Genomic DNA, 20124 nt, shown 5'->3' on the forward strand with positions numbered 1-20124 from the left:
CTCACGAGGATGAGCAAACCCATGAGCGCCGTCGCAGACGTCTTGACGGACAGCACCGCCGAAAGCGACGCCCGTCGACGGGGGCCGCCCTCCGACCGCGGCAGAGTGCCCGGCGCCGCGTTCGATCCGATCTTCCGGGCCGCCCTCTACGGCTGCGGCTTCTTCGTCCTGCTGCTGCTCGGCCTGATCATCGCCCTGCTGTTCCAGGGCGGCCTGCCCGCCCTCTTCGAGTTCGGACCGGCCTTCTACTGGGGCACCATCTGGAACCCGGTCACCGAGAAGTTCAGCGCCGGCGTGATGATCTACGGCACGCTGTTCACCGGCATCATCGCCATCCTCGTGGCGCTGCCGATGTCGTTCGGCATCGCCTTCTTTCTCACCGAGATCGCGCCGGTCCGCCTGCGCCGTCCGATCGGCGTCGCCATCCAGCTCCTGGCCGCCGTGCCCTCGATCATCTTCGGCATGTGGGGCTTCTTCGTCGTGGTGCCGTTGATCGCCGCCTATGTGCAGCCGCCGTTGATCGCCGCCTTCGGCGGCATTCCGGTGATCGGCGCGCTGTTCAAGGGACCGGCCCTGGGCGCGGGCATGTTCACCGCCGGGCTGATCCTGGCCCTGATGATCATCCCCTTCATCACCGCGATGTTCGTCGAGATCATCGAATCCGTGCCGCCCATGCTGAAGGAATCGGCCTACGGCGTCGGCGCCACCACCTATGAGGTGTTCCGCAACGTCTCCGTGCCTTATGGCCGCACCGCCCTGGTCGGCGCGGTGATGCTGGGGCTCGGCCGCGCGCTCGGCGAGACCATGGCGGTCACCTTCGTCATCGGCAACGCCAACCGCATCTCGGCCTCGCTGTTCGCGCCGGGCTCGACGATCGCCTCCACCGTCGCCAATGAATTTCCTGAGGCCGGCGCCGGCACCCTCAAGCTGCACTCGCTGCTGCAGCTCGGCTTCGTGCTGTTCGTGATTTCCTTCATCGTGCTCGCCATCTCGCGCGCCCTCGTGCGCACCCGGCTGAAGTGAGGCCGACCATGAACCGTCTCGCCCGCCGCCGCGCCATCGACTACGCCGTCAAGGGGGCCAGCACCGGCTTTGCCGTGATCTCCCTGTTCATGCTGGCCTGGATCCTCTACACGCTCATCGTCCGCGGCGCCCCGGCGCTGAGTTCGACCGTGTTCACCAACGTCATGGCGCCTCCGGGCGGCGGCGGCGGCCTGCTCAACGCCATCGTCGGCAGCCTGATGCAGATCGTCGTGGCACTGATCATCGGCGCGCCGGTCGGCATCATGGCCGGTACCTTCCTGGCCGAGGCCGGGCGCGGCAGCCGCCTGGCCGGCATGGTCCGCTTCGTCAACGACATCCTGCTCTCGGCGCCGTCCATCCTGATCGGCCTCTTCGTCTACCAGATGGTGGTGGTGCCGATGGGCGGCTTCTCCGGCTGGGCCGGCACCCTGGCGCTGGCCATCATCCTGATGCCGGTGGTGGTGCGCACCACCGAGGACATGCTGGCCCTGGTGCCGACCACCCTGCGCGAGGCGGCCTTCGCCCTCGGCGCGCCGCAGTGGAAGGTGATCACCCTAGTGACGTGGCGGGCCGCACAGACCGGCATCACCACCGGTATCCTGCTGGCCCTGGCCCGCGCCGCCGGCGAGACCGCGCCGCTGCTGTTCACCTCGCTCGGCAACAACGACTGGTCGCTCGACATGTCCAGGCCGATGGCGAGCCTGCCTGTCGCCATCTACCAGTATGCCGGCAGCCCCTTCGACGATTGGGTGGCGCTGGCCTGGGCCGGAGCGCTGCTGATCACGGCCGGCGTGCTCGCCCTCAACATCGTCACCCGTGTTCTCCTGGCTCCCAAGCGGTGAGTGGTCCCATGTCCTCGCTTCCCAATCCGACCGTCGCCGTGGCCGCGGCCAACCGTCCGCAGGCCGAGACGGCTGTGCGCGCCAAGATCAAGTGCGAGAAGCTGAACTTCTATTACGGCGAGAAGCACGCCCTCAAGGATATCAACCTGGAGATGGGCGAGCGGCAGGTCACGGCCATGATCGGCCCGTCCGGCTGCGGCAAGTCCACGCTGCTGCGCGTGCTCAACCGCATGTACGATCTCTATCCCGGCCAGCGCGCCGAGGGACGCATCCTGCTCGACGACCAGGACATCATCGCCAAGAGCAGTATCGACCCGGCCATCCTGCGGGCCCGCGTCGGCATGGTGTTCCAGAAGCCGACGCCGTTTCCGATGTCGATCTACGACAACATCGCCTTCGGCGTGCGCCTGCATGAGCGCCTGAGCAAGGCCGACATGGACGACCGGGTCGAATGGTGCCTGTCCAAGGCCGCGATCTGGGAAGAAGTGAAGGATCGGCTCGGCACTTCGGCGCTGGGCCTGTCCGGCGGCCAGCAGCAGCGCCTGTGCATTGCCCGCTCCATCGCGGTCAAGCCCGAGGTCGTGCTCCTGGACGAGCCGACCTCGGCTCTCGACCCGATCTCGACCGCCAAGATCGAGGAACTGATCGACGAGTTGAAGCGGGACTTCACCATCGTCATCGTCACCCACAACATGCAGCAGGCCGCCCGTTGCGCCGACGTGACAGCCTTCTTCTATCTCGGCAATCTGATCGAGGTCGGCCAGACCATGCAGATGTTCTCGACGCCGACCGACCGCCGCACCCAAGACTATATCACCGGCCGCTTCGGCTGACGCGCGCTGGACGAGGAGCAACGCCCATGGCCGACCATATCGTCAAATCCTTCGACCAGGAGCTGCTCGAGCTGCGCAACATGATCGCCGAGATGGGTGGTTATGCCGAGAAGAGCGTGCTCGACAGCATCAATGCGCTGATCAAGCGCGACCTGGAGCTGGCGCAGCGCGTCATCGCGCTCGACGGCACCATCGACACGCTGCAGCGCTCCGCCGAGGATCGGGCGATCCTGATGATCGCCAAGCGCCAGCCCATGGCGCAGGATCTGCGCGAGATCGTCGCGGCGCTACGCGTCTCCGGCGACCTCGAGCGCATCGGCGACCTCGGCAAGAACATCGCCAAGCGCGTCGTCGCCATCAACGGCCAGATGCAGGGCACCAAGATCTTCGGCGGCTTCAACCACATGGCCGATCTGGTGCTCGAGCAGCTCAAGCAGGTGCTCGACGCCTTCGCCCAGCGCGACGTCGAGGAGGCCCTGGCGGTGTGGCGCTCGGACGGCGCCGTGGACGCGATGTACACCTCGCTGTTCCGCGAGCTCCTGACCTACATGATGGAAGATCCGCGCAATATCGGCTTCTGCACCCATCTCCTGTTCTGCGCCAAGAACATCGAGCGCATCGGCGACCACGCCACCAACATCGCCGAGACCGTCCACTACCTGGTGACCGGCCAGTCGCCGAGCGGCGAGCGGCCCAAGAACGACAGCACCAGCATCATGCCGGTGGAGTATCCCGCCGCCTGAAGAGACAGAGGTTTTGAATGTCTCCGCGCGTTTTGATCGTCGAGGACGAGGAAGCGTTGACCACGCTGCTTCGCTACAACCTCGAATCGGAAGGCTATGACGTCGACAGTGTCGGGCGCGGCGACGAGGCGGAGCTGCGCCTGCGCGAGAGCGTGCCCGACCTCGTGCTGCTCGACTGGATGCTGCCGGGCCTCTCCGGCATCGAACTGTGCCGCCGTATCCGCATGCGGCCGGAAACCGAGCGGCTGCCGGTGATCATGCTCACCGCACGCGGCGAGGAGACCGAGCGCGTGCGCGGCCTGGCCACGGGCGCCGACGACTATGTCGTCAAGCCGTTCTCGGTGCCGGAACTGGTGGCGCGGGTGAAGGCGCTGCTGCGGCGGGCCAAGCCCGACCATGTCGCCTCGGTGCTCAAGGCCGGCGACATCTCGCTCGACCGCGAGACCAAGCGCGTCCATCGCGGTGCCCGCGAGATCCGCCTGGGGCCGACCGAGTTCCGCCTGCTGGAGTTCCTGATGCAGGCGCCCGGCCGGGTCTTCGCCCGCGAACAGCTGCTCGACAGCGTCTGGGGCCGCGACGTCTATATCGACGAGCGCACCGTGGACGTGCATGTCGGGCGCCTGCGCAAGTCGATCAACCGGTCGCGCGAGATCGACCCGATCCGCACCGTGCGCGGCGCCGGCTATTCCTTCGACGAGACCTTCTCGAAGCATTGACCGGCGGGCGGCGGGATTGATGGTTCAAAAAACACGAAAGCCTTCTCCGCGGAGCGGGGAAGGCTTTCGCATTCGATCCTGCTCTCGGTGAGCCGATAGCCGGCTCACCTTGTCCCGTCCTAGCCCGTCTTCGCGGATTCGCGCGCGGAAACGTCGATTTCGAGGTTTTTTGAGCGCGTAAGTATTTGATCTGATTGAGGCGAGGTTCGCATGTTCTACCGGAATCGGCTGTAGTGAAGACCTAGGCTATTTCCAAGATACGGTTTGGCGTGCATAGATTCATGTCGCCATGTTTCTGCGACGAACCGAGCGAAGGAAGGACGGCAAGACGCATACCTACTGGAACATCGTCGAGAACAAGCGTCTCGACGATGGCCGGGTGGTGCAGCGGCAGGTTTTGTATTTGGGTGAAATCAACTCTTCTCAGGCCGCCGCCTGGCGCAAAGCCATCGAGGTGCTCGATACCGACACCGGCGATCGACAGACGCTGGCTCTGTTTCCGGAGGATCGCTGCCAAGCCGTCGCGGCCGATGCCTCAGTGGTGCAGCTTCGCTTGTCGGAGCTCCGGCTGTGCCGGCCGCGCCAATGGGGTGCCTGTTGGCTGGCCGGGCTCCTATGGCGCGACCTGCACCTCGATCGGTTCTGGGCCGACCGCCTGCCGCCGAGCCGCAAGGGGACACGCTGGGACCAGGTGCTTCAGGTTCTGGTGACCTATCGCCTGATCGCACCGGGCAGCGAATGGCGCCTGCATCGCGAATGGTTCGAGCGTAGCGCCATGGCCGACCTCTTGGGGGCGGACTTCGGGTTGGCCGAGGCGCACAAACTGTATGCCTGCCACGACCTGCTCCTGGCGCACAGGCAGACCCTGTTCGCTCATCTGGCGGAGCGCTGGCGCGATCTGTTCAACGCCCGCTTCGACGTGCTGCTCTACGATCTGACCAGCACCTATTTTGAGGTCAACGCCTCGGATCTGCCCGAGGGCGACAAGCGCCGTCACGGCTATAGCCGCGACAAGCGGCCGGACTGTCCGCAAGTGGTGATCGCCCTGGTCGTCACCCCGGAGGGCTTGCCTTTGGCCTACGAGGTGCTGGCCGGCAACACCGCCGACAGCAAGACGCTGGGGATGTTCCTCGGCAAGATCGAGCAGCAATACGGCAAGGCGCGGCGCGTCTGGGTGATGGATCGCGGCATTCCCACCGAGGCGGCCCTGGCACAGATGCGGGCCAGTGACCCGCCGGTCCAGTATCTGGTGGGAACGCCCAAGGGACGGCTGAACCGCCTGGAAAAGCACCTGCTGGACAAGCCCTGGCAGGAGGCGCGGCAGGGCGTTCAGGTGAAGCTGCTGGCCGAGGATGGCGAACTCTATGTCTTCGCCCAGAGCCTCGACCGCGTCTCCAAGGAACGGGCCATGCGGCGGCGGCAGTTGAAATGGCTGTGGAAGCGGCTCCGGCAGATCGCCGCCATGGCGGTCTCCCGCGAGGAGCTCCTGATGAAGCTGGGCGCCGCGCGCTCCAAGGCGCCGACCGCCTGGCGCCTGGTCGATGTCGACATCGACAAGAACGGCGGGCTGACCTTCCGCCTCGACCGCAAGAGGCTGCGAACCATCAGACGGCGTGAAGGGCGCTATCTGCTGCGAACCAATCTCACCGACAACGATCCCGCCCTGCTATGGCAATATTACATTCAGCTCGTCGCCGTCGAAGAGGTCTTCAAGACCCTGAAAGGCGACCTGGCGATCCGCCCGGTCTTCCACAAGGATGAGAGGCGGATAGAAGCCCACATCTTCATCGCCTTCCTGGCCTATTGCCTGCAGATCACCCTGACCCGCCGCCTCCACGCCCTGGCCCCGGGACTGACCGCTCGAAGTGCTCTGGAAAAGTTCGTTGCCATCCAGATGATCGACGTCCACTTGCCCACCACCGATGGTCGCGAGATCCAGCTGACCCGCTACACCCAGCCCGAGCCCGAACTCAGCCTCCTCATCAGCCGCCTCAAGCTCCAATTGCCGCCACAGCCCCCGCCCAGAATCACCTCCTCCGTCCTCGCCCAAGCCAGTCGACGTAGTGAAGACCTTTTAGCCTAACCCATTGATCGCCAACCGCGGGGATGCCTCAATCTGCCCCCAATCCGCGAAGACGGGCTAGCCGCCGTCGATCTGCTGGCCGATCAGGGCGATGGCGCGCTGGTAGACCGAGGCGGCGTTCCAGGCCTCGATGGCGGCGAAGTTCGGCTCGCCGGGCTGGTAGCCCGCGCCGGCCTGCCAGCCATGCGCCTTCAGGAAGTTCGCGGTCGCGGTCAGCGCGCCGGTCGGGGTTTCCAGGCTGCCGCCGGCCGCGTAGTTCAGGACGTTCTTGGGCATGAACTGCGTCTGGCCGATCTCGCCATGCATGGACGAGCGGGCATTGGCCGAGATGACACCGCGATCGATCAGCGTCAGGGTCGCATAGAGCTGGTCGGTGAAGAAGTCGGACCGACGGCAGTCATAGGCCAGGGTGGCGACCGAGGAGAGCAGCTTCTGGTTGCCCTTGACGTTGCCGAAGCCGGTCTCCATGCCCCAGATCGCCAGGAGCGGTCCCGGCGGGACGCCGTAGCGCTTCTCGATCGAGGCGAACAGCGCCGCATTGGACTGCTTCAGCTTGCGGCCGCGGCTGGCGATCACCGATCCGCCGCGCTTGGCCAGGAACTGGTCGAGCGACAGGCGGAAGCTTTTCTGGCCGCGGTCGGCGGCGATCGTCGCGGTGGCGTAGGTCGTCGCCTTCAGATCCGCGATGGCGGCCGGGCTGACGCCCCTGGCCGCGGCTTCGGCGGCGAATTCCTGCTTCCAGGCTTCGAATCCGGCTGCCGTGTGGCCGCATTGCGCCGCGCTCGCCTGGCCCGCCATGGCCGTCAGCGCCAGCAAGGCCGCGGCAACAACCGTCTTGGACTGCACGCCCATCGACATTCAGAACTCCTTTCGACTCGATATGTCCGCGCCGGATCCGGGCTCGACTCGATTCCTATCCTAACGGATCGTGTATGAATTTTGTTCTTATCTCCAGATCTCTCCGGCGCCTGGCAAACGTTTCTTTTCGCAGGATCCGGGGCGCATCGACGCAGCTTCGCCTGCCGGGCGGCGGAGATGCGGCCCCTGCGGCCCCGGCGAGCCGGGGGCGGGGAGGGCCGGTATGCCAGGCCGCGCTTTCCTGCTATGTCGAACCGAGGAAGGAACCGTCCATGGCCAAGCAGTTCGCCCAGATCGGGGTCGCCCATCGCGACTTCATCAGCCGGCAGCGCATCTTCTTCGCCGCGTCGGCCACGGCCGACAGCCGAGTCAACATCTCGCCGCGCGGCGCGGACAGGTTTCGGGTGCTCGGCCCGAACTCCGCCGCCTATCTCGACCTGACCGGCAGCGGCTGCGAGACCGCGGCGCATCTGCTGGCGGACGGACGTCTCACCTTCATGTTCTGCGCCTTCGAGGGGCCGCCGCTGATCCTGCGCCTGTTCGGCCAGGGCAAGAGCCTGTGGCGCGGCACGCCCGCCTATGCCCGCCTGCTCGCCGAGGCGTTCGGCGGCGAGGAGCCGCTCGGCGCCCGCCAGATCGTCACCCTGGACATCGATCTCGTGCAGACCTCCTGCGGCTTCGGCGTGCCGCTGTTCGACTATTCCGGCGAGCGCGACACGCTCGCCCGCTGGGCCGCGGCCAAGGGCGAGTCCGGTCTCGACGCCTACCAGCGCGAGAAGAATGTCCAGAGCATCGACGGCCTGCCGTCGGGCATGTTCGCCGAGCAGGAGCTCGGCTCGCCCTAACCAGCTTCTCGCGGCTCTCGTCACGATTGATTTTGCATTTTCAATGCAAAATCAATGCTGGCCAAACTTACACGTGCAAGCAGGTTCGAGAGAACCTGCTTGGGCGCTCGCCGGGGGCCCACGGCCGCTGGCCGTTGCTGGAGGATCGCCGGTCCTCACCCGTAGATGCCAAGTTAGGCAGTCTCCGGAAAAACGGGCTCGCCGGTTCAATCGCGTCACGGCCGTAGATCAAGTCCGGCCATGACGGCCGAGAGGGCATCGCCTTTCCCCGGAGCGACATGGTCCAGCCTATCTCGGCGCCTGTGGGGCCTCGCACGGCGACGTACCGGTCTCAGCCATCCGCCCGCCGTGCCTCGCGCACCTCATAGTGCTGCGAGCGGGCGTCGAAGCGCGACAGCACGGCGCGCGCCGCGGGCGGCACGACGGCGGCTTCGTAATCCGTGCCGGCGAAGGCGCGGACGGCGTCGAGTGACGTGAACCACATGACGGTGATGAACTCGACCTCCGCCCCGCCCTCGCGGCGCAGCAGCTCGATGCGCTCGAAGCCCGGGACCCGCCGGGCCAGGATGCCGGGGAAGATCCGGGTGCGGAGCAGCGTCTCGTAGGCGTCGGCGTTCTGCGGCGTGGTCCAGCCATGCCAGATGCGGCTGATCATGGGACACCTCCTCGCGAGCGGGCGCAGTCCACGCGGTTTCGGTGCCGAGCGCAAGCCGGCCGGCCCCGGTGATCGGGAGCCTCTCGGGATCGTGAGTTGACGTTTACGTCAACGTTGATTAGAAGCAATCGCCGATCGACGAGGGAATGGTCCGTGATTGCCGCAACCATGTCCGTGCTGTCGCCCAGTCTCGCCGACCCGGCGGACACCGACAGGCCCGGTGCGTTCAGCATCCATGACCTCGTCGCCGAGTTCGATGTCACGGCCCGCACCCTGCGCTTCTACGAGGAGAAGGGCCTGCTCGCCCCGGAGCGGCGCGGCCTGGAGCGCGTCTATTCCCGGCGCGACCGGGCGCGGCTCAAGCTGGTGCTGATGGGCAAGAGCGTCGGCTTCTCCCTGGAGGAGGTGCGCGACATGCTCGACCTCTACGACCTCGGCGACGGCCAGGCGACCCAGCTCGCCGTGGCGCTCGCCCGCTTCGAGGCCAAGCTGATCGAGCTGGAGAACCGCCGGCGCGACATCGACCGCGCCCATGCCGAGCTCAGCCATGCCCGCGACGCCGTGCGCGCCCGCCTCGCCGGCCTGGCCGGCCCCCGCGACTGAACGGAGGACACCATGCCGAGCTACAAGGCCCCGATCGACGACGTGCTGTTCCTGCTCGGCGACGTCCTCGGCATCGGCCGCTACAGCAATCTGCCCGGCTTCGAGGATGTTTCGCCCGAGACGATCCGCGCCATCCTGGAGGAGGGGGCCAAGGTCTGCGAGGAGACGATGCAGCCGATCAACGCCTCGGGCGACCGCGAGGGCTGCCGCCGCGCCGAGGACGGTTCCGTCGCCACGCCCAGGGGCTTCAAGGCCGCCTATGACGCCTATTGCGAAGGCGGCTGGGTCGGCCTGCACATGCCGGCCGAGTTCGGCGGCATGGGCCTGCCGGCGACGCTCAACGCGGTGATGCAGGAATTCGTCTCCTCGGCCAACCTGGCGCTCGGCATGTATCCCGGCCTGACCCAGGGGGCGATGGCGGCGCTGCTGGCGCACGGCTCGCAGCGGCAGAAGGACACCTACCTGCCGAAGATGGTCGCCGGCACCTGGTCGGGCACCATGAACCTGACCGAGCCGCATTGCGGCACCGATCTCGGCCTGATCCGCACCAAGGCGGCGCCGCAGGCCGACGGCACCTACAGGATCACCGGCCAGAAGATCTTCATCTCCGCCGGCGAGCACGACCTCGCCGAGAACATCGTCCACCTCGTGCTCGCCCGCATCGAGGGGGCGCCGGCCGGCACCAAGGGCATCTCGCTGTTCGTCTGCCCGAAATTCCTGCCGGACGAGGCCGGCAGGCCCGGCGCGCGCAACGCCCTCGCCTGCGGCAAGCTCGAGGAGAAGATGGGCATCCATGCCAATGCCACCTGCGTCATGAACTATGACGGGGCCACGGGCTGGCTGGTCGGCGAGGAGCACAAGGGCCTCGCCGCCATGTTCGTGATGATGAACGAGGCGCGGCTCGCGGTCGGCGTCCAGGGCCTCGGCATCGGCGAGGTCGCCTACCAGAACGCGCTGGCCTATGCGAAGGACCGCCTGCAGGGCCGTTCGCTGTCGGGTGCCAAGGCGCCTGACAAGCCGGCCGACCCGATCATCGTCCATCCCGACGTGCGCCGCACGCTGATGACCATCAAGGCGCTGACCGAGGCCGGCCGCGCCCTGGTGCTGGCCACGGCGCTCCAGGCCGACCTGCACCACCGCTCGCCCGACGACAAGGTGCGACAGGCCGCCGACGACCGGCTCGGCCTGATGACGCCCGTGGTCAAGGCCGTGCTCACCGACAACGGCTTCGCCCATGCGGTCAACGCCCAGCAGATGCTCGGCGGCCACGGCTACATCGCCGAATGGGGGATGGAGCAGTTCGTGCGGGACGCGCGCATCACCATGATCTACGAGGGCGCCAACGGCATCCAGGCGCTCGACCTGGTCGGCCGCAAGCTGCCCAGGGACGGCGGCCGGGCGATGACGGCCTTCCTGGCCGAGGTCAACGGCCTGCTCGAGGAGACCGCGGCGGAGGAGGCGATGCAGCCCTACACCGTGCCGCTGAAGGCCTCGCTCGGCCATCTGCAGCAGGCGACCCTGTGGTTCATGCAGAACGCCCTCGCCAAGCCCGACAACGCCGGCGCCGGCTCCACCGACTATCTCCAGCTCTTCGGCCTGGTGGCCTTCGGCCATATGTGGGCGCTGATGGCCAGGGCCGCGCTGAAGCGGCCCGGCGAGCCGGCCATGCAGGCCAAGCTCGTCACCGGCCGGTTCTTCGCCGAGAAGCTTTTGCCCGAGACGGCGACACGGCTGGCGCGGATCGTCGCCGGGGCCGATAGTGTGATGGCGCTGCCGGCCGAGATGTTCTGACGGCACGGCTGGCGACGCCGGTTCAAGGAGAGGCCCGATGACCGAAGCCTATATCTATGACGCCGTGCGCACGCCGCGCGGGCGCGGCAAGGCCGACGGCGCGCTGCACGAGGTGACGAGCCTGGCGCTCTCCTCCGGCACGCTCGGGGCCATCGCCCGGCGCAACGCCTTGCCCGAGGACGCGGTCGAGGACGTCATCCTCGGCTGCGTCGATCCGATCGGCGAGGCGGGCGGCGACATCGCCCGCATGGCGGCGCTGCATGCCGGCCTCGGCACCAGGGTGCCGGGCGTGCAGATCAACCGCTTCTGCGCGTCCGGCCTCGACGCGGTGAACCTCGCCGCCGCGCAGGTCGCCTCCGGCCAGAAGGATCTGGTCATCGGCGGCGGCGTCGAGAGCATGTCGCGCATCGGCATGATGGCCTCGGGCGGCGCCTGGGCGCTCGATCCTTCCAGCGCCGTGCCGACCTATTTCATGCCGCAGGGCATCTCCGCCGACCTGATCGCCACCAGATACGGCTTCTCGCGCAGCGACGTCGACGCCTATGCGGTGGAGTCGCAGCGCCGGACGGCGCAGGCCTGGGCCGAGGGCCGCTTCGCCCGGACGGTGGAGCCGGTCCGGGACGTCAACGGCCTGACCATCCTCGACAGGGACGAGCACATGCGCCCGTCCACCACCATGCAGTCGCTCGCCGCGCTCAACCCCGCCTTCGTGCAGATGGGCGAGATGGGCGGCTTCGACGCCGTTGCCGTGCAGGCCCATCCCGAGGTCGAGAAGGTCGAGCATGTGCACCATGCCGGCAACTCCTCCGGCATCGTCGACGGCGCCGCGGCCGTGCTGGTCGGCTCGAAGGCGGCCGGCGAGCGCTACGGGCTGACGCCGCGCGCCCGCATCCGCGCCGCCGCCTCGATCGGCTCCGACACGGCGCTGATGCTGACCGGGCCGGTCGACGTCACCGCGCTGATCTTCCGCCGGACCGGGCTCGGCAAGGCCGACATCGACCTGTTCGAGATCAACGAGGCCTTCTCCTCGGTGGTGCTGCGCTACATCCAGGCCTTCGACCTCGACCCCGCCAGGGTCAACCCCTGCGGCGGCGCCATCGCCATGGGCCATCCGCTCGGCGCCACCGGCGCCATGATCCTCGGCACCGCGCTGGACGAGCTGGAACGCACCGGCCGCGAGCGCGCCCTGGTCACGCTCTGCGTCGCCGCCGGCATGGGCGCCGCCACGATCATCGAACGCGTCTGACGCGTCCACACCACGCCCGACCACGGTCCCGGCACGGGGAGCCAGCCATGAACCTCGCGAATTTCAGCTTCGACGTCGACGCGGACGGCATCGCCCTCGCCACCTGGGACATGCCGAACCGCTCGATGAACGTGATCACCCTGGAGGTGATGGACGAGCTTGCGGCGATCGTCGAGCGCGTCGCCTCCGACGACGCCGTCAGGGGCTGCGTCATCACCTCGGGCAAGGAAAGCTTCTCCGGCGGCGCCGACCTCACCATGCTGGAGGGGCTCGGGCGCAGCTATCGGCAGATGCGCGCCGCCGACGGCGAGGCGGCGGCGATGCAGGCCTTCTTCGACGGCAGCCGCCGGCTGACGCTGCTCTACCGGCGCCTGGAGACATCGGGCAAGCCTTTCGCCGCGGCGATCGGCGGCGTGTGCCTCGGTGGCGCCTTCGAGCTGGCGCTCGCCTGCCATCACCGCATCGGCGCCTCCGACGACGACAAGGCCCGCGTCGGCCTGCCGGAGGTCAAGGTCGGCCTGTTCCCCGGAGCCGGCGGCACCACCCGCGTGTCGCGCCTGATGCAGCCGGGCGATGCCCTGCAGATGCTGCTGAAGGGCGAGCAGCTGAAGATGGCGCAGGCCCAGAAGATGGGCCTGATCCACGCCCTCGCGCCCAAGGCGGAGATCGTCGGCCGGGCCAAGGCCTGGGTGAAGGCCAACCCCGCCGCCAGGGCGCCCTGGGACGTCGAGGGCTTCCGGCTGCCCGGCGGCCTGGTCTACTCCAAGGCCGGCATGATGGTGTTCCCGCCGGCGAATGCCATCTACCGCCGCGAGACGCAGGACAACTACCCGGCCGCCCGCGCCATCCTGCAGACGGTCTATGAGGGCCTGCAACTGCCTTTCGACCGGGCGCTGACCGTGGAATCGCGCCACTTCGCCAGGGTGCTGCTCAGCCCCGAGGCCGCGGCGATGATCCGCACCCTGTTCGTCTCCCTGCAGGAGCTGAACAAGGGTGCCCGCCGCCCGGCGGCGGTGGCGCCGGCGAAGCTCGGGCGCATCGGCGTGGTCGGCGCCGGCTTCATGGGCGCCGGCATCGCCTATGTCTCGGCCCTGGCCGGGCTGGAGGTGGTGCTGGTCGACCGCGACCAGGAGGCCGCCGACAAGGGCAAGGCCCATTCCGACAAGCTGATCACCGGCCAGGTGATGAAGGGGCGGGCGAGCGCCGCCGACAAGGCGGCCCTGCTCGGGCGCATCACCGCCACGGCCGATTACGGCGCCCTGGCCGGCGTCGACCTGGTGGTCGAGGCCGTGTTCGAGGATCGGGCCGTCAAGGCCGAGGTGATCCGGAAGGTCGAAGCCGTCATCGGTCCGGAGACGGTCTTCGCCTCCAACACCTCCACCCTGCCGATCACCTCGCTGGCCGAGAACTCGGTGCGCCCGGAGAGCTTCGTCGGCGTGCACTTCTTCTCGCCGGTGGAGAAGATGCTGCTGGTCGAGGTGATCAAGGCGGGCAGGACCGGCGACCGCGCCCTCGCCGTGGCGCTCGACTATGTCCGCGCCATCCGCAAGACGCCGATCCTGGTCAATGACGGCCGCGGCTTCTTCGCCAACCGCTGCGTGCTCAACTATGTGCGCGAGGGCCACATCATGCTGGCGGAGGGCGTGCCGCCGGCGATGATCGAGACGGTCGCGCGCCTCGCCGGCATGCCGGTCGGCCCGCTCTCGCTCAACGACGAGGTGGCGGTCGACCTCGCCTGGAAGATCCTGCAGGCCACCAAGGCCGATCTCGGCCCGGCCGCGGTCGATCCGGCCCAGGAGGCGCTGCTCGACGCCATGGTCAACCGCCTCGGCCGGCTCGGGCGCAAGAACGGCAAGGGCTTCTACGACTATCCCGACAAGGGCCAGAAGCGCCTGTGGCCGGGCCTCGCCGACCTGCAGCCGGTGAAGCTCGACCCCGACGCGATCGACGTCGAGACGCTGAAGCAGCGCTTCCTCGCCATCCAGGCGCTGGAGGCGGCGCGCACCGTCGAGGACGGCGTCGTCACCGACGTGCGCGAGGCCGATGTCGGCTCGATCCTCGGCTTCGGCTTCGCCCCCTTCACCGGCGGCGCGCTGTCCTACATCGACGGCATGGGCACCAGGGCCTTCGTCGCCCTGTGCGAGAGGCTGACCGCAGCCTGCGGCCCGCGCTTCGCGCCGAACGCCCTGCTGAAGGACATGGCCGGGAAGGGTGAGAGCTTCTACGGGCGGTTCAGGCCGGAGGGGAAGAAGGCGGCGTGAGGGGAGGGCGGCCGGCCTTCGCCGCCTTCCCGTTCGACGCGGCCGCCGATCCTCGACCAGCCGCGGAACGGGCGCGGCGGGGTGGTTCGGCAGCCGTTCCCTCGGTTACGCGGCCTTCCGCTGCCCGAGGATCTGCTCCACCTTGCCCGCCAGCGCCTGGCCGAGGGCGGCATTGTTCTCCGCCGTGAAGTGGATGCCGTCGACGCCGGCGGTCGCCACGCAGCTCCCGGCGTCGAAGTAGTCGACCTTCACGAAGTCGGCGAGGGCCCTGTACTGGGCGGCGAGGGCGAGCGTCTTCTCGCGTCCGCCCTCGAACATGCCCTGGAACCAGGCGTGCGGCAGGTCGGCGAGCGGCGGCGGCGACACCACGAGCACCCGGGGGGCGGGATAGACCGTGCCGACCCCGCCGCCGGAGGCCAGGACCTGGCCGACCAGCTTCGACATGCCGAGCGCGATCTCGTAGGGCGTGCGGCGGTAGAAGCTCTTGGTGTCGTTGGTGCCGAGCATGATGATCACGAGATCGAGCGGCAGGTGCGAGGCCAGGGCCGAGGGCAGGTAGGCCGAGCCGTTCAGCCGCGGGTCGACGGGGTCGTCGATCGACGTGGTGCGGGCGCTGAGGCCCTCCTCGACGATCTCGTAGCCCGGGCCGAGCGCGGCGGCCATCACGCCGGTCCAGCGCTGCCCGTAGGGAAAGCGGGTGGTCGGCGCGCCTTCGGGCACGGCGACCCAGCCCCAGGTCAGGGAATCGCCGAAGCAGAGAATTCGCTTGGTGGTCATGGCAACGGTGCCTCCTCAATGGGTTCGCGTCCGCACGCCGTAGAAGACGGCGGCGAGAAGGATGATCAGGCCCTGCACGACCAGCTTTCCCGGCTCCTGCACGCCGAGGGAGGTCATGACGACGAAGAGCAGGGCGAAGCAGAGCACGCCGAAGAACGGGCCCCAGACGCCGGCGGCGCGGCCGAAGATCACGCCGCCGAGGATGGTGGCGGCGATCGAGTTCATCACCAGCTCAGGGCCGAAGCGGACGCTGCCGACGGCGATCGAGGCGGTCTGGACCAGGCCGGCGGTCGCCGACATCAGGCCGGCGACGACATGGGCGGCGACGACCGTGCGCTCGACCGGCACGCCGGAGAAATGCGCCGAGGTCGGGTTGCTGCCGATCGATGCGACGTAGCGGCCGAACACGCTCCGCGACAGGACGAGGCTCGTCGCGGCGGCGAGCGCCAGCCAGAACAGCAGCGGCGCGGGGATGCCGGCGGGGCGGGCATTGTAGAGGTTGCGGAACACCATCGGCACGTCGCCCGGCGGCTTGCCGTTGGCGAGGTATTCCACCAGCCCGATCAGCACGATGTTGACCGCCAGGGTGACGATCACCGCCGACGCCCGGCGCTTGCCGACCAGCAGGCCGTTGAGGCTGCCGACGACGAGGCCGATGGCGAGGCAGAGGCCGACGACGGCGAGCGGATGCAGGCCGGCGAGCAGGCCGGAGGAGATGAGGTAGTTGACCAGCAGGATCACGCCGCCGGCGGAGAGGTCGATCGAGCGCGAGGAGATCACCAGGAGCTGGCCGAGCACGACGATGCCGAGCGGCGCCACCTGGCGGGCGAAGGTCGCCAGGATGTTCGGGTTCATCATCGCCGGCTTCAGGATCCAGAGCGTCGCCAGCAGGGCCGCGAACACGACGTAGGACGGCGGGACGCGGGCGGCGGCGCGCAGAGCGGGGTGGCTGAAGGCGCTCATGGCGACACTCGGCGGCTGGGTGTGGGAAAGGACGCTCACGTCAGAGCCCGATGGTCTTGCGCGGCTGGAGCGAGATCACCGCCAGCAGGATCAGCCCCTTGACCGCGGTCTGGACGAAGGCCGAGAGGTTGAGCAGGTTCATGCCGTTGGCGAGCAGGGCGAGCAGCAGCGTGCCGACGACGGTGCCCTGCAGGCTGCCGATGCCGCCGGCGAGCTGCGTGCCGCCGAGGGCGACGGCGGTGATCGAGTCCACCGCATATTGCGTGCCGATGCCGGGGTCGCCCGAGGCGATCCTCCCGGCGAGGAAGACCCCCGCCAGCGCCGCGAACAGGGCGCAGGCGACGTAGGCGACGAGCGCGTTGCGCCGGTCCGGGATGCCGAAGGCGTGCGCCGTCTCGCCGCCGCCTATGGCGTAGAGGTGCAGGCCGAAGCGCGAGCCGTGCAGCAGCTTCCAGCCGCCGAGCACGGCCAGCGCCACCCAGACCACCGGCATGTCGATGCCGAGCACCTCGCCCTTGACCAGGGCGGTCACGACGGCCGGGATCGTCCCGCCGGCGACCGGGCGCACGAGCATGGTGACGCCCTGCACGATGCCCGTCACCGACAGCGTCGCGATGATCGGGTGGACGTGAAGACGGGTGACCGCCACCCCGTTCACCAGCCCGACCAGCAGCGCCGCTGCGAACACCGCGGGGATGGTCACCGCCGCCGGCGCGTCGAGCGACAGGATGGCGGTGGAGAGGCTGATGACCGAGCCGACCGAGAGATCCAGGCCCCGCACCAGCACGACGATCATCTGTCCGATGCTGACGAGCAGCAGCGGCGCCGCCTGCGCCGCGAGGTTGAGGACGTTCCGCACCGTGGCGAAATCCTCGGTCGTCGCGGCCAGGGCGGCGCAGCCGGCGATCGCCACGAGCAGCGGCAGCAGCCACAGGCCGTGCCGCGAGGTCTTTCCGGACAGGGCATTTGCAAGAGGGGAGACCATCGTTTCCACCCTGGGTTCAGCGGTGCAGGGCCGCTTCGAGGATCGCGTGCTCGGTGGCCTCCGCCGCCGGCATCTCGCCGACGATCGCCCGGTCGTGGACGACATAGAGGCGGTCGCAGAGCCCGATGAGCTCGACGGTTTCGCGGGAAAGCACGAGGACGGCGCCGCCGCGATCGGCGAAGTCGCGGAGCAGCCTGTACATCTCCGCCTTGGCACCGACGTCGACGCCGCGCGTCGGCTCCTCCACCAGGAGGATGTCCGCGCCCAGGGCGAGATAGCGCCCCAGCAGCACCTTCTGCTGGTTGCCGCCCGAGAGCGAGCCGACGGGCGCGCCCGGACGGGAGACCTTGATGGCCATGCTGCGGATGACGTCCCGGACAACGTCCCTGTAGCTGCCGGCCGGGCTCAGCGCCGACCGGCGGCTGTGCAGGCCGATGGCGACGTTGTGCGCCACCGACAGGTCGAGGAACAGGCCTTCGTCCTTGCGATCCTCCGGGACGAAGCCGAGCCCGAGCGCCTGCAGCCGGCGGACGCCGGCGTCCGTCGAGACGGGAAGCGCGATCCGCCGGCCCTTCACCTCCACCGTGCCGGCGGCGGGATGGTGCCGGCCGATCACCGAGCGCAGCAGCTCCCGCTGGCCCTGGCCCTCCAGGCCGGCCAGGGCGACGATCTCGCCCTTGTGCAGCCTGAGGCTGACGGGGGCCGAGCCGGGGGCGAGCCTCACCCCGTCGAAGGCCAGGACGACCGCCGGGTCGGTTCGCGCCGCCCGGGGCGGGAAGAGCTCGGCGATGTCGCGGCCGACCATCATCGCGATCAGCTGCCGGGGCGACACGGCGTCGATCCGGACGGTCCCGACATTGCGGCCGTCCTTCAGCACCGAGGCGACGTCGCAGACCCGGAAGATCTCCTCCATCCGGTGCGAGATGTAGACGATGCCGCGGCCCTGGGCCTTGAGCCGGGCGATGTGCCGGTTCAGCACCTCGACGTCGGCGGCGTTCAGCGCGGCCGTCGGCTCGTCGAGGATGACGACGTCGGCATTGGCCGTGATGCCGCGGGCGATCTCGACGAACTGGCGCTCGGCGATCGAGAGGCTGCCGACGAGGCGGCCGGGGTCGAGATCGAGATCGAGCTGCCGCAGCGTGTCGCGGGCCGCCCCTTCCATCGCCGCGCGGTCGACGCGCCCGAAGCGCGTCAGCGGCTCCCGGCCGAGGAACATGTTCTCGGCGATGGTCAGGTTCGGCAGCAGCGACAGTTCCTGGAAGACGGTCGAGATGCCGGCGTCGAGCGCCTCGCGCGGCGTGGTCAGGCGGACGGGCGCGCCGTTCCGGCGGATCTCGCCGCCATCGGGGTGAACGACGCCGGCCAGGATCTTCATGAGCGTCGACTTGCCGGCGCCGTTCTCGCCCATCAGCGCGTGGACGGTGCCGGGGCGGAGCTCGAACGAGACGTCCCGGAGCGCGGCGATGCTGCCGAACGACTTGGAGACGGACGTCATGCTGACGAGGGGGACTGCGGTCATGGCGCGTTCGCGGGCCTGGGGCGCATGGCTCCCCGGGGAGGCGGCGCAGGGCCGCGTCCCCGGGCGTGGCGGCCGGCTTTACTTGTTGCCGTAGTACTTCTGCAGATCCTCCTCGCTGAGGCTGGTCGGGAACCAGGCGTTGGCGGAGAGATCGGCGCGATAATGGGCCTTGGCCTTCTCGATGTCCCAGCCTTCCGGCTCGTAGATGTAGCGCTTGTGCAGCGGCTTGCCCTCGAGCAGGGCGACGGCGGCGCGCACGCCCGCCGCCCCCTGCTCGGGGCCGTACTCGGGCGAGATCGAGGCGATGCCGGTCTCGATCCACTTGGCGAAGAAGCCGTTGTTGCCCTCGCCGGTGATCGGCGGGATCGGAGCCCCGTATTGCTGGAACACGTCCATGCAGGCCCGGGTCATGTCGGCGCCGGAGGACCAGATGCCGTCGACCTGGGGATTGTTGAGGTAGAAGGTCTCGCAGACCTGCTTGCCGGTGTCGTACTGCCACTTGCCGGCGTCTTCCTGGACGATCTTGATCTGCGTGCCCTCGAGCGCCTTGAGCAGGCCCTTGTAGCGGTTGATGTCCTCGGGGTGGGCGGGCAGGCCGCGCAGCACCCAGATATTGCCCTTGCCGCCGAGCTTCTTCACCAGGAAGTCGCCCATCACCTTGCCGAAATGCTCGCCGCCGCCCTGGATGTCGACAGTGTACTTGTCGGTCCCGGTGAGGCCGGTGTGGACGATGACCGGGATGCCGGCCGCGACCGCCTTCTCGATGCCGGCGTCGGCGGAGGTCGGCGTCAGCGGCGTGACGATGATCGCATCGACCTTCTGCGCGATCAGATCCTCGATGTCGGCGACCTGCTTGGCCTGGCTGATGTTGGCGTCGAGCAGGATGAACTGGCCGATGCGCGAATCCTTCCTGGCGGCCGCCTCGGCGTCGTGCGCCATCTGGACGGTCCAGGTGTTGGCGTTCACCCCGAAATGGCTCATGCCGATCTTCCAGGGGCCGGCCTTCCTGAACTGGTCGGGGGCGGTCATCCGGTCGTCGCCGGGGCGCGGCGTCACGCCGTTCATGAGGTTGACCTCCTCCGCCCGGACCGCGGCGCCGACCAGCACCGTCGATCCGACCAGGACGCCGAAACCGAATTTCCACAGGGCTCCACGCATGGCTTTCCTCCCGCCGGCGCCGCGCTGGACACCGACCTGCTCGATTTTTCTGGATGTCGGATGAACCCAGGCAAAAGCACGGGCTCGCAGGCGCGGGATCCGGCCTGCAGATGATGGCGGCTTGTCGAGGGGACGGGCTTCGTCGGCGCCCTCCACTGCGCCGTCGCGCTCCGGCGGCAGCCTCCCGTTCCACCGCGCGACCAAATCAATGCCGTGGAAATTG

Annotated in this window: 18 protein-coding genes; 11 read left to right on the plus strand and 7 right to left on the minus strand. The window is 68.7% G+C overall.

Annotation, left to right across the window (positions count from 1 at the left end; genetic code table 11):
* Nucleotides 1-21 precede the first annotated feature (21 nt).
* The 6 genes from pstC to AC27L4_RS00095 all read left to right on the plus strand — a co-directional run bounded on the left by pstC (nt 22) and on the right by AC27L4_RS00095 (nt 6240).
* On the plus strand, nt 22-1023 hold the full coding sequence (pstC, locus tag AC27L4_RS00070) for a phosphate ABC transporter permease subunit PstC (RefSeq protein WP_487139909.1): 1002 nt from the start codon (nt 22-24) through the stop codon (nt 1021-1023).
* Nucleotides 1024-1031: 8 nt separating this feature from the next.
* Nucleotides 1032-1865, plus strand: a complete 834-nt coding sequence (pstA, locus tag AC27L4_RS00075) for a phosphate ABC transporter permease PstA (RefSeq protein ID WP_487139910.1) — start codon at nt 1032-1034, stop codon at nt 1863-1865.
* Nucleotides 1866-1873: 8 nt separating this feature from the next.
* Nucleotides 1874-2698 carry a phosphate ABC transporter ATP-binding protein PstB gene (gene pstB, locus AC27L4_RS00080; protein ID WP_487139911.1) on the plus strand — a complete coding sequence of 275 codons (825 nt, stop codon included), beginning with the start codon at nt 1874-1876 and terminating at the stop codon, nt 2696-2698.
* Between the two features lie 26 nt (nt 2699-2724).
* On the plus strand, nt 2725-3441 hold the full coding sequence (gene phoU / locus AC27L4_RS00085) for a phosphate signaling complex protein PhoU (protein WP_487139912.1): 717 nt from the start codon (nt 2725-2727) through the stop codon (nt 3439-3441).
* Between the two features lie 17 nt (nt 3442-3458).
* Nucleotides 3459-4157, plus strand: a complete 699-nt coding sequence (gene phoB / locus AC27L4_RS00090) for a phosphate regulon transcriptional regulator PhoB (RefSeq protein ID WP_487139913.1) — start codon at nt 3459-3461, stop codon at nt 4155-4157.
* Between the two features lie 289 nt (nt 4158-4446).
* On the plus strand, nt 4447-6240 hold the full coding sequence (locus tag AC27L4_RS00095) for an IS1634 family transposase (protein ID WP_487139914.1): 1794 nt from the start codon (nt 4447-4449) through the stop codon (nt 6238-6240).
* 57 nt (nt 6241-6297) lie between these two features.
* Here the strand turns inward: AC27L4_RS00095 and AC27L4_RS00100 are convergent, their stop codons facing one another.
* Nucleotides 6298-7098, minus strand: coding sequence for a lytic murein transglycosylase (locus AC27L4_RS00100; protein ID WP_487139915.1), 801 nt, complete (start codon nt 7096-7098; stop codon nt 6298-6300).
* Nucleotides 7099-7370: 272 nt separating this feature from the next.
* Between AC27L4_RS00100 and AC27L4_RS00105 the strand changes: the two genes are divergently transcribed.
* Nucleotides 7371-7943, plus strand: a complete 573-nt coding sequence (locus AC27L4_RS00105; protein WP_487139916.1) for a pyridoxamine 5'-phosphate oxidase family protein — start codon at nt 7371-7373, stop codon at nt 7941-7943.
* A gap of 331 nt (nt 7944-8274) precedes the next feature.
* Here AC27L4_RS00105 and AC27L4_RS00110 read toward each other — a convergent pair whose 3' ends face one another.
* Nucleotides 8275-8598: an antibiotic biosynthesis monooxygenase gene (locus tag AC27L4_RS00110; RefSeq protein WP_487139917.1), complete on the minus strand. Its 324-nt coding sequence runs from the start codon at nt 8596-8598 to the stop codon at nt 8275-8277.
* 153 nt (nt 8599-8751) lie between these two features.
* Here AC27L4_RS00110 and AC27L4_RS00115 point away from each other — a divergent pair, with 153 nt between their 5' ends.
* The 4 genes from AC27L4_RS00115 to AC27L4_RS00130 are packed head-to-tail and all read left to right on the plus strand — an operon-like array spanning nt 8752 to nt 14499.
* Nucleotides 8752-9201: a MerR family transcriptional regulator gene (locus tag AC27L4_RS00115; RefSeq protein WP_487139918.1), complete on the plus strand. Its 450-nt coding sequence runs from the start codon at nt 8752-8754 to the stop codon at nt 9199-9201.
* Nucleotides 9202-9213: 12 nt separating this feature from the next.
* Nucleotides 9214-10992, plus strand: a complete 1779-nt coding sequence (locus AC27L4_RS00120; RefSeq protein WP_487139919.1) for an acyl-CoA dehydrogenase C-terminal domain-containing protein — start codon at nt 9214-9216, stop codon at nt 10990-10992.
* 37 nt (nt 10993-11029) lie between these two features.
* On the plus strand, nt 11030-12238 hold the full coding sequence (locus AC27L4_RS00125; RefSeq protein WP_487139920.1) for an acetyl-CoA C-acetyltransferase: 1209 nt from the start codon (nt 11030-11032) through the stop codon (nt 12236-12238).
* A gap of 47 nt (nt 12239-12285) precedes the next feature.
* Nucleotides 12286-14499 carry a 3-hydroxyacyl-CoA dehydrogenase NAD-binding domain-containing protein gene (locus AC27L4_RS00130; RefSeq protein ID WP_487139921.1) on the plus strand — a complete coding sequence of 738 codons (2214 nt, stop codon included), beginning with the start codon at nt 12286-12288 and terminating at the stop codon, nt 14497-14499.
* 105 nt (nt 14500-14604) lie between these two features.
* On the opposite strand, the gene AC27L4_RS00135 is transcribed toward AC27L4_RS00130, so the two are convergent.
* The 5 genes from AC27L4_RS00135 to AC27L4_RS00155 form a co-directional block, all read right to left on the minus strand.
* Nucleotides 14605-15276, minus strand: a complete 672-nt coding sequence (locus AC27L4_RS00135; RefSeq protein WP_487139922.1) for an SGNH/GDSL hydrolase family protein — start codon at nt 15274-15276, stop codon at nt 14605-14607.
* 15 nt (nt 15277-15291) lie between these two features.
* Nucleotides 15292-16278: an ABC transporter permease gene (locus AC27L4_RS00140; RefSeq protein ID WP_487139923.1), complete on the minus strand. Its 987-nt coding sequence runs from the start codon at nt 16276-16278 to the stop codon at nt 15292-15294.
* Between the two features lies 1 nt (nt 16279).
* A complete protein-coding gene (locus tag AC27L4_RS00145) occupies nt 16280-17224 on the minus strand; it encodes an ABC transporter permease (protein ID WP_487139924.1) in 945 nt (314 codons plus the stop codon).
* Between the two features lie 16 nt (nt 17225-17240).
* Nucleotides 17241-18743, minus strand: coding sequence for a sugar ABC transporter ATP-binding protein (locus AC27L4_RS00150; protein ID WP_487139925.1), 1503 nt, complete (start codon nt 18741-18743; stop codon nt 17241-17243).
* A 78-nt stretch (nt 18744-18821) separates the two neighbouring features.
* Entirely contained in the window at nt 18822-19901 is a 1080-nt protein-coding gene (locus AC27L4_RS00155; RefSeq protein ID WP_487139926.1) for a substrate-binding domain-containing protein, read from the minus strand.
* Nucleotides 19902-20124: the final 223 nt, after the last annotated feature.

The organism is Labrys sp. Lb11 (assembly GCF_057554225.1).